Raw genomic sequence first — 14,883 nt, 5'->3', positions numbered from 1 at the left:
TGCAATGCTTTTATAATAGGATGCTGCACTTCTCGTTTTATCCCGTTTATGCTGTCCTTAAGCTGGATAATCTTTTCGTACTGCAACAAATTCAAGTGAAAAAAACAGCATTTAACAGCCTTAATTCGATGCCTTTAGACCATACCATTACGGCACTAACAAGCCCGTGGGGATGAATGAAAACACCTAACTGATGGAAGATTCACTTTATCCAGACAGCTGTTTAGTTTGCATTATAGGAAAGTATAAGGATTTTTGGTTTATAGTATAAGAAAAACGAAGGCTTTCACCATAAGAGTTGGTGACAAGCCAAGTTTTGCTAAAGTTCTGTTACGGTCTCTAAGTACGATCAAGATTTTGTTAATACGAAAAATATAAGATTATGTTGAACAATTTCTTACAAAGCTGACACGCTTCGTCTTACTTTTTACATGTCTTTTGCTAGAGTAAAATAGTACTCTTTAACAGGGAGGCTAGACTGTGAAAAAGGACAAGCGTAAAATAACAGTTTGGAAAAACGGCCAGCAAGTAAAGCTGTCCTTGCACCAATCATTGAACAAAGAAGAATTGACTGCAAAGAAAGAAAAAGCCGCAACGCTCATGGACACGGAAGAGGAGAAGGTTCCACCGTACGACAACAGGTTCACCAAATCAGAAGATTCCATACTTCATGTTTTTACCAAGAAAATAAAGCGCATCAAACCACTAATTATTGCAATTGCTTCAGCTTTCATCATAGGTTCACTACTAGGGATTACACTGCTAAAGATGTTTGTTACCATTGATGAAGATCGCCAAGCGAATGGAGATGATAACAATACAGCTATAGCTGATGTGAGCAATGAGGATAAAAAAGGTGCTGTGGAGGATGCTGAAGCAAATTCAGAGATGCTTCATGCTTTTGTGTTACAAGGAGGCGTTTTTTCAGAAAAGGCAAATGCTCAAACATGGCAGGCAAAATTTAAAGATGCAGGTCTGCCTTCGTTGCTTTGGAAAAAAGATAACCAATATTTTTTGTTGATTTCTGCTGCGGCTTCTGAAAATGATGCAGAACAATTAAAAGCTGAGGTTGCTGCTTCAGGTTTAGAGATTTATGTGAAAGAATGGAAGGTAAACTTAAACAAAGATGCGTTATCGAAAAATGAAGCAACGTGGCTTCAGAAATTTGTCGATACATGGCACAAAGCGGTGGAGCGTCAAGAAGTAGCAGAGCAACAACAATGGAAAACTATCATAGAAACTGCTCCGGATCGGTTTAAAGAATTGACGCAGTCTATAAATAAACTTATGATCGAAGCGGAAAATGAAAATACTCTAGCTGTAGGTTCGAATTTACTATCTTTATGGCAAGAGTTAACTGTTGCACTGGCAGAATGATGAATAAAACAGCAGGTAACGCTAACAGAAGGTTTGTTTCCTTTTTCCGTTTTCACAATGGGAGATGGGAAGTGCCGTCCAACTCCTGCTTCAGGAGTTGGATAATCTGTACAGCGACAAGTCTAAGTAGGTGATAACAGCACCTAAATGCCCTATTTGTAAGAGGTCTTTACGTCGTACCATTACAGTACGAAGCAATTAGTGGAAGAGCCCCTACTGATCGAAGATTCACTATATGGGAAATTGGAATTTTAGCCTTTGTTCTAATTCTATCTGTAGGGATGGAAAAAAATGAAGGTTAATTTTAATACTATTACGTTTGTAAAACATAGATCTTTCAGGTTACAAAAATTTTTAACATCCTCTAGTGAACGATAAAAGCGTTATTAATCAACAATACTGTTATAAATCCCTATTTTTCTATAGTGAAAAGCAAGTTTTGTTAGTCTATATTTAGGTGTTTTTTCACAATTAACGATTTGTACCAAAATAGACTCCTATGTAAGATAAGTGTATCTTACAAAAAGGGGGGATCTGTATAACTACTCCGCCAATTATGATAAAAGATGTACCTAAAGATGATCGACCAAGAGAAAGGCTGCTAAAGAATGGTCCTGCATATGTGTCGAACGCAGAATTGTTAGCAATCCTTCTTGGAAGTGGCACAAGAGAGGAATCGGTTATTTCTTTAGCCAATCGATTATTAATGCATTTTGAGGGGTTAAAACTTCTAAATGACGCGACGATTGAAGAATTAACAGCTATCAAAGGAATTGGTACGGCAAAAGGTGTATTACTATTAGCGGCAATGGAACTAGGAAAGCGAATGAATGGTTTTCAACCTGAAGAACGTTATGTCATTCGCTCTCCTGAAGATGGCGCATACTATGTAATGGAAGAGTTACGGTCATTAAATCAAGAACATTTTGTGGCTTTGTATTTAAATACGAAAAATCAGATCATTCATCGGCAAACGATTTTTATAGGCAGTTTGAATGCATCGATTGTACACCCTCGGGAAGTATATCGTGAAGCCATTAAACGCTCGGCCGCCTCCGTTATTGTCGCTCATAATCATCCTTCTGGCGATCCTGCACCTTCTCAAGAAGATATTTATGTAACCAGAAGATTAGTGGAATCAGGCAAAATGATTGGCATTGAGTTGATCGACCATTTAATCATAGGTAACCGAAACTATGTATCGTTAAAAGAAAAAGGCTATTTGTAAAATAGAATCAATGTGTCAAATGGTAGAAGGGAAGTCTGTTCCATAAAAATCAACATGGAAAGTTACTGCAAGGAGGGGTATGATCTAAATGCTCTGACAGAATCGGGATTTAGCTCTCGTTTCCTCGCTTAAATTTCTTGGTAACTATTCGGTCTCACCGAAGTGCGGAGCTGACGGGTACCTTTCATTTAGGATGAAAGTATTTTTTGAGGCGAGTCTTAATCCTTTAGGTTTGACTCCTTATAAAGCAACAAAGAACAAACTAAAGCAACAGCTATCACTTAGTACCATACCCTTCCTTCCTTCTTTCTTTAAATTCGCCGGCTTCTCTCATCAATATAAAGACATTTAATAAAAATGTCTGGTAGGAAATAAACTCAAAGTTATCAGTACGTAGCATATAAATTGCAAAGGCCATAATGATAGTTAGACTGGTTTAACATATTCCATCTCCCTGCTTTCCTTTTATCATACAAAAAACTCATATAAACACTATCTATTTTCCATTTTTTTTCGTATAATTATATAGACGAGAAATTAAGGTAGCGCCATTTTTCAGTAAAGCTGAGGAAAGTGGCGCTTGTTACGCTTATATTTGCATGCATGAAGCGCATGCTATAAAAGACAATTGTTTTACTTTTTGACAGGAAAAAGAGATAATTAAAAATATCATAAGAAATAGCTACATAACATGGATATGTATGCAAACCGGAAAGGGAGATTTTTTTGGGATTGTTTAATTTTTCTCAGGATTTAGGTATAGATTTAGGTACAGCAAACACACTTGTATTTTTAAAAGGTAAAGGTGTCGTTGTGAGTGAACCTACTGTAGTAGCTACAAACACAAGGACAGGGGATATTGAAGCAGTCGGAAGTTCAGCACGTAATATGATTGGACGAACTCCAGGAAATATTACCGTTATTCGTCCAATGAAAGATGGGGTCATCGCTGATTATGATACAACAGCTGCAATGATGAAATACTATATTAATAAAGCAATGAAAAATCGTTCTTATTTTGCGAAAAAACCGAGTGTAATGGTATGTGTACCTTCTGGAATTACGATGGTTGAGGAGAGAGCTGTCATTGATGCTACGAAGCAGGCAGGGGCGAAAGAGGCTTTTCCAATTTCTGAGCCATTCGCAGCTGCTATCGGAGCTGGACTGCCGGTTTGGGAACCGACTGGAAGCATGATCGTAGATATTGGTGGCGGTACAACAGAAGTTGCAGTCATTTCTTTAGGTGGTGTAGTAACCAGCCGTTCTGTTCGAACGGCTGGCGATAATATGGATGAAGCGATTGCGCAATATATTCGTAAACATTACAGTTTAATGATCGGTGAACGAACGGCAGAATCGATTAAATTGGAAGTTGGAACGGCTGGCAAAGTGGATGTAAATGAGGAAATTGACATACGAGGAAGAGATCTCCTAACAGGGCTGCCAAAAACGATTACCATTACGGCAGAAGAAATTGCTAATGCGTTAAAGGATACCGTAGATTCCATTATTGAAGCAGTAAAAAACACTTTAGAGAAAACACCACCAGAATTAGCGGCTGATATTATGGATCGTGGTATTGTTTTATCTGGTGGAGGGGCTTTATTAAAAAATATTGATCAGGTAATTAGTGATGAAACGAAGATGCCCGTTTTCATTACGGAAAATCCATTGGAAAGTGTAGCCATTGGCACTGGTAAATCGCTGGAATACATGCAGCATTTCCGATCCCACCCGTATGTGTCATCACGTCCTACAGTAGAGTAAGCGGGTGTTAATATGTCTTTTTTACGTAAAAAGCGATTGTTTATACTGTTAATTGGCTTTATATTACTGGTAGTTTTAATTGGTTTTTCTTTAAGGGATCGAGAAGAACTAACAATTATTGAAGAAATAGTCAATGATACGGTCGGTTTGGCGCAAGGTATCATTCATGCCCCGATAAATGTAGTGACAGATATTACGGGAAACATTGGAGATTTTAAAGATACGTACAAGGAAAATCGGTTATTAAAAGAGAAACTTGCCGAATATAAAGGTCTAATTTATGAAGCTCAAGAATTAAAAGAAGAGAATGATGAATTGAGAAACAATCTTGAACTTACAGAGAAAGATTCCATGCGTAACTATAAGTCGATTCAAGCAACGGTGATTTCAAGGTCGCCAGAACGATGGTTGGAACAGATTACAATAAATAAAGGGAAAAATGATGGAATTAAAAAGAATATGGCAGTTATTACAGCTGAAGGAATGGTGGGGAAAGTGATGACCCCATCGGAGAACTCTGCTACTGTACAGTTGCTTACTGGCTTTGACCAATTTAATCGAATCTCCGGAAAAATCAATCGAAAAGGCGATAATATTGTCGGTATGATTGAAGGATATGATAAAGAGAGTAAACATCTTATATTTCGTATAATCGAAGAATCTAAAAAAGATATAAAGAAAGATGAACTAATTGTTTCCTCTGGGATGGGAGGCGTATTCCCAGCAGAACTTCATATTGGAAAAGTACAAGAAGTAGTTCCAGATAAGTATGGCTTAACAAAAACGGCTTTGGTAAAGCCATCTGCTGACATGTACGAAATTAACCAAGTAATTGTGGTTGATCGTGCTGTGCAAACAGATGCAAATCCAGAAAGTGAAGAAGAGGAGGGCGAGTAATGAAACGCTTCTACTTGCCTCTTATCCTTCTACTTATCTTGGTTTTGGAAGGTGTTGCACTGGAATTACTTCCTGAAAGCTTATTAAAAACAGATTTGTTAATTGCTTCGCATTGGGTATTCGTTTTTCTTATTTTTATAGCTGTATTCTATGACAATGACAGGACACATTTCTCTGTATTGTATGCCTTGATATTTGGTTTGCTGATAGATATGGTTTATACGGATTTACTAGGCGTTTATATGTTTTCGTATGCATGTACGATTTATCTGATCTATGGATTAAAAAAGTTACTGCATGGAAATATTTTAGTAGTGGCTTTATTAGGTGTTGTTGGGTTGGTAGTTAGTGATATGCTGATTTATCTCATTTACACGGTAGTTGGTATAACCGATACCGCTTGGAGTGATTACTTCACCAGCCGTTTATTGCCAACAGTAGGGTCAAATTTGGTATTCTTGCTCCTTTTATACCCATTTTTTGCTAAAAAGCTGACAGACTGGGGAAAAGATCAAATAACTAAAGGAAATACATTTTAAGATCGGTTTCGAAAAATTGGAGGAAGTGGATAGATGGTGTTTTAGAGTCATATGTAATGACGTTATTTAGAAATTCATCCTATTCCTCTCCCTTTTTGAAAAAACAGCTTTATAAGCGTAAAGTTGTTTGTTACATTTTATTGAAGAAATTTTCCAATCTTTCGAATGTATAGAATGAGGTGGACGTGTGACACAAGATAAAAAGCAATTAATCACAATGAAAGGTACAAAAGATGGGCTCACGTTATTTATTGACGATACATGTTCGTTTGATAAAGCTATACAGGAACTGGAATACAAAATGAATGAAAGCAGGCCTGCAAATACGGAGCCAGTTGTAGCTGTAAGAGTAAAATTAGGCTATCGATTTTTAAAAGATGACCAAATGAGCCTATTAAAAAAAATAATTACCGCTGAAAATCGCTTCACCATTCAAACGATTGAATCTGATGTCGTTCCTCGGGAAGAAGTCCGCAAGTGGCAGGAAAATAGTGAAATTAAAGCAATGAATCGAATTGTGCGCTCTGGACAAGTTCTACATATAACAGGTGATTTATTACTGATTGGTGATGTAAATCCTGGGGGAAAGGTAACTGCGACAGGCAATATTTTTATCATGGGAAATCTACGAGGTATTGCTCATGCAGGAATTGATGGAGACAAACAAGCATTTATAGTTGCATCTTATATGAACCCGATGCAATTAAGAATTGCACATTATATAAGTCGTGCTCCAGACTATGAATCTGATGGTGTGTACATGGAATGTGGATTAGTCGATGAAGAGAAGGATAAGATAATTATTGATCGGCTCCAGGTTCTTTCTCAAAGACGAAGAGAGATAAACAGGTTCGAAAGGAGAATGCTAAATGGGTGAAGCGATCGTTATTACATCTGGAAAAGGTGGGGTTGGTAAAACAACGACTACTGCCAATATTGGTACTGCGTTGGCTTTAATGGATAAAAAAGTTTGTTTAATAGATACAGATATTGGATTAAGGAACCTTGATGTAGTCATGGGGCTGGAAAACCGGATTATCTATGATATTGTGGATGTTATTGAAGAAAGGTGTAAGCTGAAACAAGCACTAATAAAAGACAAACGCTTTGATTACTTATCCTTATTACCTGCGGCGCAAACGAGTGATAAAACGTCAGTCACAGCTGATGGAATGCAGCGGATAGTTGCTGAACTTAAACAGGAATACGATTATATTATTATCGACTGCCCAGCCGGAATTGAACAAGGATTTCAAAATGCGATTGCAGGCGCTGATAAGGCAATTGTTGTTACTACACCGGAAAAGTCAAGTGTAAGAGATGCTGATCGAATAATTGGGTTACTGGAAAAAGAAGAGATGGAAGAGCCTCCTCGCTTAGTTATTAACCGGATTCGCAACCATATGATGAAAAATGGGGATATGCTGGATATCGATGAAGTATTGCAAATTTTGTCTATTGATCTAATTGGTATTGTGATTGATGATGATGAAGTTATTAAAGCTTCCAATAAAGGGGAACCAGTTGCATATAAACCGAGTTCCAAAGCTTCGATAGCTTATCGCAATATTGCAAGAAGAATTCTCGGTGAAACGGTTCCTTTACAATCGTTAGATACAGAAAAAGGAATGATGCAAAAGATTAAGCAGTTTTTTGGAATGCGCTCTTAGACCGATTTGCATTATTACATTATATTATCACGTATGAAAAGCAGGGGTTTCCTGCTTTTTTATTATGACTTTTTTAGTCCGTTGAGCTCGCATCAGCGTGCGAAACAGAAAACCACCTGCTATGCGCGAGTGGGAATCAGTGATTCATTGGCTAAAAAAGCGAATAGTTTGGCACATACAAAATGCTAAGTAAGTGCCATATTGTGTTTACTCCAAAGTATAGACGAAAAATAAATTATAATCAATATAGGATAAGTATCGGAAAAAAATTATGAACACTGTGTAAATACAAAGGAGTGGAAATCATAGAAGATCATCTTATGCTTGATCATGTGCACATGTTAGTGAGCATTCCACCAAAAGTAGCGGTATCTAAACTTTATGGGATACTTAAATGGAAGAAGCGCCCTTATGATTTTTGATAAGTATGCAAACTGGAGATATAAGTTTGATAATAGGCACTTTTGGGGGGAAGGTTATAGGTTGGAGAAAAAATGGAAAACCGGTATCCCAAGAAAATTAACATGTTATTGTACGACAAAAGCCAACCAGTGAATTTTAAGAAGAAATGCAAGCATTCTCTGCGCAATGTTATTCGTTAGAAGTTACACAAGCAGTTACGAATAGCGCCGGTGATCCAGGGTATACAGCAGAAAGATTTTCAAAAAGAAGACTTTCCTCAGTCCCGTTATCCCATTGGCAACCAAATTGACTCATATCACATTTAGCGAAAACTTTTAAACCGTGCAATAGAGAACGCAGAGAAGAGGAGAAACAGATAGAAATAGTAAAGACGTTTCATATATAAATCCACAACCTTTGGAATGGATTTTTTATTGGTGCGATAAACTAGAAAAATTACCGGAAAATGCTAGAGGACTAGGGGCAAAAATACATTCAGCGGTATATTATCTTTCACAGAAAAGCGAGGAATGCATTGGAGCGCTCAGTGAAGGGATGGTATAATAATTACAATAAATAGGAGATGATAACTTGGTGTTCAAATCAAAAAATATTTGGATGGGAATAATAATTTGGGCGATGATAATATTGTTTTTAAATTTTTTGTATAATTCAATTATTATATCTAGTATTATATCTAGTATTATAGGTATTGTTATTTGATTTTTTTAACAGTTTTTATAGTACTCATTTGGTTTTTTACTCGTTATAGAATAAATAATAACGTATTAGTTATTAGATATGGAATCATTAAATTGTCTGTTAATATACAAGATATTACAACCATCAGAGAGACGACCAACCCTTTTGTATCTCTAGCTTTATCTGTGCGTAGAATTGAGATAAGTTATGATAAGTATAAAACTGTACAAATCTCTCCTAAAAATGAAAAATTATTTGTTGAACAGTTAAAAAATGTGAACCCTGAAATCAATATAGGGCTGGGACATAGTAGCCAATAATAACTCCAGATTAATCCCCCTGCTATGCATGGGAGAACAGAAAAGGAAGTTCCTTTAAGTATGAAAAAAAGTCCTCTGGCTTTTTGCTTGAAATTTTTATGTAACGCTAGTGAGCAACTATAAAATGAGATGCTTGCGGATAACGAAATAACCGACTAACCACGTCCGACGCATGAGCCCAGCAACGATGCATCTTTAGAAATGCGCCTTACGCTAAGTCATCATCGGTTCGTGCCTCACCATGATTCCTAAAACTTTAGTTGCTTCGCTCTAGTCGCTACATTGCTAAACGGGCGCTTGGACTTTTGTTCTGTGGATCAAATTAATAATCTTCATTATTGCCTCGATTTAATATCAAATTCAATGGTCAAAAGGTATCGACTCAAACATAGATGGAGAGGTTACGAGCATATCAAATATGTGTTTTCTGTAGTTCAATGACTAGAATTTGGTCAGGAGTTTTGCTTTTTATATCAAATAGAACCACTTATCTTTTTACATTTACACAGTTATACGGCTTGTCTTTTGTTTCTAACATATAATTGCAATATTCCTCATATACTTGTACAAACGAGACCAGAAGGAATGTGAGGTATATGAGTAAAGGTGTAAAGAAGGTTCGTCAATCCATTGAACAAAGGAAAAAATCACGTCATTTTGCATCACGGACAAATATAGCAAAGCAAATTGCCGATCCATTTGTTCAAGAAGAAGAAAAGCATGGGTTTGACCCCCTCTATACTGCTACAGGATCAAGCAATAGCCAACATGGAAGAATAGTTAGTGGGCTTATATGGAAAGGGATTCTTTCCGCGATCTTATTCCTGAGCGTTGCGATTATTTGGCAAACCGATTCACCCCGATTACAGTCAGCTAAATCAATCCTAAGTACTGCTTTAGTAGAGGAATTTCCATTTGCTAAGGTAAATCTTTGGTATCAAGATACGTTTGGTAGTCCTCTTGCTTTCATACCTGACAGTCAATCCAATCATCAGGAAATGAGCGATAACTCGCAGGCGCTGCCCGTCAATGGCAGTGTTTCCGAATCCTTTCAAACAAATGGTACAGGGATAAAAATCTCTACTGATGGAAAGTCCGATGTAACAGCATTAGGACAAGGTATTGTTATATTTGCAGGGAATGATCGCCGGACAAATAAAACCATTGTTATTCAACATCCAGATAATAGTTTAACAACATATGGGGAATTAAGTAATATAGATGTTCATTTATATGAGCATGTGGCAGCAAATCAGGCAATTGGCCAGTTTGCCCCAACGGATAAAAACCAAGCTGTATATTTTTCCATTGAAAAGGATAATCAATATATTGATCCGGTACAGGTGATAAAAGTTGATGATGTGGAATAATCTATTTCCTAAAGTGCATATGCATCCTATTTTACTGCTTTTTCTTATTATCTCTTTTTTTACAGGTACGTTTGTGCAATTGATTATTTTATTGTTTATCGTGTTTTTTCATGAATTAGGTCATTATACTATGGCATTAAAATTCAAGTGGCGAATAAAGAGAATCATGCTCTGGGTTTTTGGCGGGGTCATGGATACAGAAGAACATGGAACTAGACCTGTAAAGGAAGAAGTTCTAGTCATTTGCGCTGGACCTTTTCAACATATTGTTTTATATGGTGCTATGCTTATAGTTGCCGATACTGGATTGTTATCTCCATCGATTATCGATACATTTATGTACTATAATACCGCCATATTTTTATTTAATTTACTACCGATCTTACCCCTAGACGGGGGGAAATTACTTCAACTCATTTTATCAACAAAATGGCCATATAAGCTTGCGTATTATCGTACTATTTATTTTTCACTCATTACTTGTGTACTTCTGCTCTTTGCACAATTGATCATTATCCCTTTTACATTAAGCACCTTTGTCTTGTTCCTCTTTTTATTGTTTGAGAATAAAAATGAATGGCAGAAACGGTATTATGCGTTTATGAGATTTCTGCTTCAACGATATGAGAAGAGAAATAAGCCAAATAAGCGAAGAAGTTCTATTACGGTGAAATCTGAAACCGCGCTACTAGACGTATTTTCACGATTTTATCAAGGGCGGGACCACGATATTCATATTTTATATCCGAATCATACAGTGAAGATTATCGATGAATCCGTATGCTTACATTGTTATTTTAATGAAAAACAATATAAAGCCACCATTGGTGGAGTAGGAAACAGGTAACTTTAATGTTACAATATTTTGTAGTCCTGATAATGATTTTAGATCAAGCCATGTTAAAATGGGTAATGTAACTAAATTTCAAAATAGTTTGTCAAAAAATCAAAGACTTGACAGGATTTTCTGAATTTAGGCACGTGATACAATTCGTATCCGAATCACTTCACTTTACGTTTATCAAGAATACAAAACGGTAAAGAGTAGTAGCAGTTGTTGTTTATTTGACTTTAGTTCTGATAAACATATTGACAAGGTATATACTGTAATGGTAACATTAATACGTTATTCATCGTAGCACCAGTGCTACAACCGCGCAGAACAGGTTTTAAAACTCCATATGGAGTACCTGTATGGCGAGTCTTAGTTTATGGGAGGTGCAAAAAGCATGTACGCTATTATTGAAACTGGTGGTAAGCAAATCAAAGTAGAAGAAGGCCAAGAAGTCTTTGTTGAAAAGGTTGCTGCTGACCAAGATGAAACGGTTACTTTTGATAAAGTTCTTTTCGTTGGTGGAGATGATGTGAAAGTTGGTGCTCCATATGTTGAAGGTGCATCTGTAACTGCAAAAGTTGCTAAACACGGTCGTCAAAAGAAAATTACTGTTTTCAAATATAAACCAAAAAAGAATTATCATCGTAAGCAAGGTCATCGTCAACCTTATACTAAATTAGTGATTGATAAAATCAATGCTTAAAGGGTAAACGTATGATTAAAGTAACTGTATTTCGTGAAAATGATCGAATTAGAGCATTTGAGCTTTCGGGACATGCTGAAAGTGGTCCATATGGTTATGATTTAGTATGCGCAGGGGTATCTGCGGTATCCATTGGATCTATAAATGCAGTTCTCACTTTATGTGAAGTAGACCTTGATATTGAGCAGGGCGGTGCTGGCGGTTACCTTTATGTAACGATTCCAGGCTCTATTGCCAGTAAAAAGATGGAGCGGGTGCAGTTATTATTTGAAGGGATGCTAATATCGCTTTCTTCTATAGAACAGGAGTATCAACAATTTATTACTATCCAAGATATGTAAGGAGGTGTATCTTATGCTACGTCTAGATTTACAGTTTTTCGCACAGAAAAAAGGTGCTGGTAGTACAAAAAACGGTCGTGACTCTGAAGCTAAACGACTTGGATCCAAACGTGCTGACGGCCAATTTGTAACAGGTGGATCTATTCTTTATCGTCAACGTGGAACAAAGGTTTATCCTGGTGAAAATGTTGGTCGCGGTGGAGATGATACACTTTTTTCTAAAATTGACGGTGTTGTGAAATTTGAACGCTATGGCCGCAATCGTAAAAAAGTAAGTGTATATCCTGTTGCTAAAGAAGCATAATACGAAACTCCAGCCAAATGTTTGGTTGGAGTTTTTAAATTTCCAAAGTTTATATAGATCTATGGCAGCGAAGTCCTATGGCAACAAGAGCTTAAAAATTAATTTGAAATCAGTTAAAAAGAGATGGTGGAGAGTAGTATCCACCACCACATTTGACTAAGGACCTGCTTTGCTTCTTGGGCCTCTGTTTACATCAACTGTTTAGATTATCTGCCCACAAAATATTTTGTCTGTCCGTTAAAAATCTTGTTAATAAGAAATAATGATCTTTTACTCATTTTCTGCTATACTTTTGGACATGTGGGAGGATATTATATGAGAGCTGAAGATGTTGTTCGTTTAATGCAGTACTACCGGCATGATTTAATGAATCATTTACAAATTATTCACGGTTATGCTTCCATGGGCAACGTAAAAAAAGTAGAAGAAAAAACAGCTGATGTGATACAGAATTATCACCTAGAACGAAAATTAATGCAATTACAAGCGACGGAATTCTGTTTATGGGTGATGGAGAATGCATATATGTATGTGGATATAAAATTAGATTATGATATACATATAGAAGGAAAGCAAATAAAAAGTATAGATCAGGAATTAACTGAACAATGCAAGCAAATAGTTACATTTGTAAGAGAAATTAAAAAAACAGATGAATTCGTAACGATTAATTTAGTAATAAAGCAAGAAGAGCATCATTTGATGGAAATCCAGTTTACAATAAATGGATTAAACAATCAGCAACAGTTGCAACGGATGCTGCATACAATGGAAGCTCACTTTCCTTTGACTGTAAGTAGAGAAAGCTGTGCTGTCGAATGCTCCTTTTTTGTACCGTGTAATTGAAAAGAGGTGAGGATATGTTTGTAGATCAGGTAAGTGTCTATGTGAAAGCTGGAGATGGAGGAAATGGTCTTGTCGCATATCGTCGGGAAAAGTATGTGCCTAAAGGAGGCCCAGCTGGAGGCGATGGTGGTAATGGAGCAGATGTTATTTTTAAAGTGAATGAAGGACTTAACACATTAATGGACTTTCGCTATAATCGCCATTTTAAAGGAAAACGGGGCGAGAACGGAATGAGTAAAAATCAACATGGCAAAAACGCAACGCCATTAGTTGTCCCCGTCCCACCAGGAACAACTGTCACTGATGAAAGCACTGGAGAATTAATTGCCGATTTGACTACCCATAATCAAGAAGCCGTCATAGCAAAAGGTGGCCGAGGTGGCCGAGGGAACACTCGCTTTGCAACGCCTAGAAACCCTGCACCAGATATAGCCGAGAATGGAGAGCCTGGACAGGAACGACAAATTAAGGTAGAGCTGAAATTAATTGCTGATGTTGGCTTAATCGGTTTTCCAAGTGTTGGGAAATCTACCTTTCTATCTGTTGTCAGTGCGGCAAGACCCAAAATTGCCGATTACCATTTTACAACACTAGCTCCAAATTTAGGTGTAGTAGATACAAATGATCAAAGAAGCTTTGTGATGGCTGACCTTCCAGGTTTAATTGAAGGTGCACATGAAGGGGTTGGCTTAGGATACCAATTCTTACGTCATGTAGAAAGAACGAGAGTGCTTGTTCATGTCATTGACATGGCTGCAACAGAAGGTCGAGATCCTTACGAAGATTTCGTTAAAATTAACCAAGAATTAGAACAGTATGATCCTAAGTTAACAAAACGCCCGCAGTTAATTGCAGCTAACAAAATGGATATGCCAGGTGCTGAGGAAAATCTTGAGCGATTTAAGCAAAAGCTGGAAGATAAGTTCCCTGTTTATGGAATATCGGCACTTACAAAAGACGGCGTGCGAGATATTTTATTTGCAATTGCAGATAAATTAGAGGAGATTCCTAAAGAGTCTATGGACGAAGATGATGGAGCTGCTCCTAAAGAAGAAAAGGTCATATACCGTTATCATAGAGAGGAAGACCCGTTTGTAATTACAAGGGATGATGATGGAGCCTATGTTTTATCAGGGCAAAAAATAGAGAAATTATTTAAAATGACTGATTTTAATCATGACCAAGCGGTGCAGCGATTTGCTAGACAGCTCAGAAAAATGGGCGTAGATGATGCATTAAGAAAACGCGGCGCTGAGGATGGAGATACCGTTCGCTTATTAGAATTTGAGTTTGAATTTATGGACTGACTGCTTATGAATGGACAGGGTGCTTTTAATCCAGAATGTAAGGTAACATAAGCTCCCACTTCGAGAGTCTTAGGCGATACAAAGAAGTGGGAGATGAGGGACAGTCTAATGTCGGTTCGATCGAGTCTTCAAGGTGTGGCCCACAGGAGGCAATTTGCTAAAAAAGCAATTTTTCTTTTTCAAGAGCAAGTATAACTTAGTCAGAGACTTATCGTATGTGTTTTTTCTTTTTTATTGTATAGGAAACTTAAAAATGAGGTGCTTATGTATAACGA

At 37.0% G+C, this 14,883-nt stretch carries 15 protein-coding genes, 1 pseudogene and 1 other annotated feature; all 16 genes and pseudogenes read left to right on the top strand.

All coding sequences use genetic code 11. The features are described from left to right. Window positions 1–480 precede the first annotated feature (480 nt). The 16 genes and pseudogenes from D1839_RS04150 (at window position 481) to obgE (ending at window position 14,608) form a co-directional block, all read left to right on the top strand. Entirely contained in the window at window positions 481–1,377 is an 897-nt protein-coding gene (locus D1839_RS04150) for an SPOR domain-containing protein (RefSeq protein WP_120378549.1), read from the top strand. Window positions 1,378–1,933: 556 nt separating this feature from the next. Further along, on the top strand, window positions 1,934–2,605 hold the full coding sequence (gene radC, locus D1839_RS04145; protein WP_120378550.1) for a RadC family protein: 672 nt from the start codon (window positions 1,934–1,936) through the stop codon (window positions 2,603–2,605). 726 nt (window positions 2,606–3,331) lie between these two features. Then, window positions 3,332–4,372, top strand: a complete 1,041-nt coding sequence (locus D1839_RS04140; protein WP_120378551.1) for a rod shape-determining protein — start codon at window positions 3,332–3,334, stop codon at window positions 4,370–4,372. A 12-nt stretch (window positions 4,373–4,384) separates the two neighbouring features. Then, complete coding sequence (gene mreC, locus D1839_RS04135; protein ID WP_120378552.1) at window positions 4,385–5,269, top strand: rod shape-determining protein MreC; 885 nt, start codon at window positions 4,385–4,387, stop codon at window positions 5,267–5,269. Beyond that, on the top strand, window positions 5,269–5,808 hold the full coding sequence (gene mreD / locus D1839_RS04130; protein WP_120378553.1) for a rod shape-determining protein MreD: 540 nt from the start codon (window positions 5,269–5,271) through the stop codon (window positions 5,806–5,808). The genes mreC and mreD overlap by 1 nt, the downstream gene beginning before the upstream one ends. 187 nt (window positions 5,809–5,995) lie before the next feature. Next, a complete protein-coding gene (gene minC, locus D1839_RS04125; protein WP_199689931.1) occupies window positions 5,996–6,685 on the top strand; it encodes a septum site-determining protein MinC in 690 nt (229 codons plus the stop codon). Then, complete coding sequence (minD, locus tag D1839_RS04120; protein ID WP_120378554.1) at window positions 6,678–7,478, top strand: septum site-determining protein MinD; 801 nt, start codon at window positions 6,678–6,680, stop codon at window positions 7,476–7,478. Before minC ends, minD begins: the two co-directional genes overlap by 8 nt. Before the next feature lie 147 nt (window positions 7,479–7,625). Beyond that, window positions 7,626–7,958 (top strand): annotated as a pseudogene (gene tnpA, locus D1839_RS04115) (IS200/IS605 family transposase); the annotation flags it as partial. A gap of 641 nt (window positions 7,959–8,599) precedes the next feature. Beyond that, a complete protein-coding gene (locus tag D1839_RS04110; protein ID WP_120378555.1) occupies window positions 8,600–8,902 on the top strand; it encodes a PH domain-containing protein in 303 nt (100 codons plus the stop codon). A 596-nt stretch (window positions 8,903–9,498) separates the two neighbouring features. Then, entirely contained in the window at window positions 9,499–10,272 is a 774-nt protein-coding gene (locus tag D1839_RS04105) for a M23 family metallopeptidase (protein WP_120378556.1), read from the top strand. Then, window positions 10,259–11,119 (top strand): M50 family metallopeptidase, encoded by an 861-nt coding sequence (locus tag D1839_RS04100; RefSeq protein WP_120378557.1) that lies wholly within the window; start codon window positions 10,259–10,261, stop codon window positions 11,117–11,119. The genes D1839_RS04105 and D1839_RS04100 overlap by 14 nt, the downstream gene beginning before the upstream one ends. 294 nt (window positions 11,120–11,413) lie before the next feature. Further along, window positions 11,414–11,487, top strand: a sequence feature (ribosomal protein L21 leader region). Between the two features lie 14 nt (window positions 11,488–11,501). Next, entirely contained in the window at window positions 11,502–11,810 is a 309-nt protein-coding gene (gene rplU, locus D1839_RS04095) for a 50S ribosomal protein L21 (protein ID WP_050353195.1), read from the top strand. A gap of 11 nt (window positions 11,811–11,821) precedes the next feature. After that, window positions 11,822–12,151, top strand: coding sequence for a ribosomal-processing cysteine protease Prp (locus D1839_RS04090; protein ID WP_120378558.1), 330 nt, complete (start codon window positions 11,822–11,824; stop codon window positions 12,149–12,151). A 13-nt stretch (window positions 12,152–12,164) separates the two neighbouring features. Next, window positions 12,165–12,455, top strand: a complete 291-nt coding sequence (gene rpmA / locus D1839_RS04085) for a 50S ribosomal protein L27 (RefSeq protein WP_050353193.1) — start codon at window positions 12,165–12,167, stop codon at window positions 12,453–12,455. A gap of 315 nt (window positions 12,456–12,770) precedes the next feature. Next, window positions 12,771–13,301, top strand: a complete 531-nt coding sequence (locus D1839_RS04080) for a Spo0B domain-containing protein (protein WP_120378559.1) — start codon at window positions 12,771–12,773, stop codon at window positions 13,299–13,301. 14 nt (window positions 13,302–13,315) lie between these two features. Further along, window positions 13,316–14,608 carry a GTPase ObgE gene (obgE, locus tag D1839_RS04075; RefSeq protein WP_120378560.1) on the top strand — a complete coding sequence of 431 codons (1,293 nt, stop codon included), beginning with the start codon at window positions 13,316–13,318 and terminating at the stop codon, window positions 14,606–14,608. The last annotated feature ends 275 nt before the right edge of the window (window positions 14,609–14,883 follow it).

Origin of the sequence: Roseburia sp. 1XD42-34, from assembly GCF_009917385.1 — a bacterium.
Lineage (GTDB): Bacteria > Bacillota > Bacilli > Bacillales > Amphibacillaceae > Virgibacillus.
This window is presented reverse-complemented; position numbering and strand designations above follow the sequence as displayed.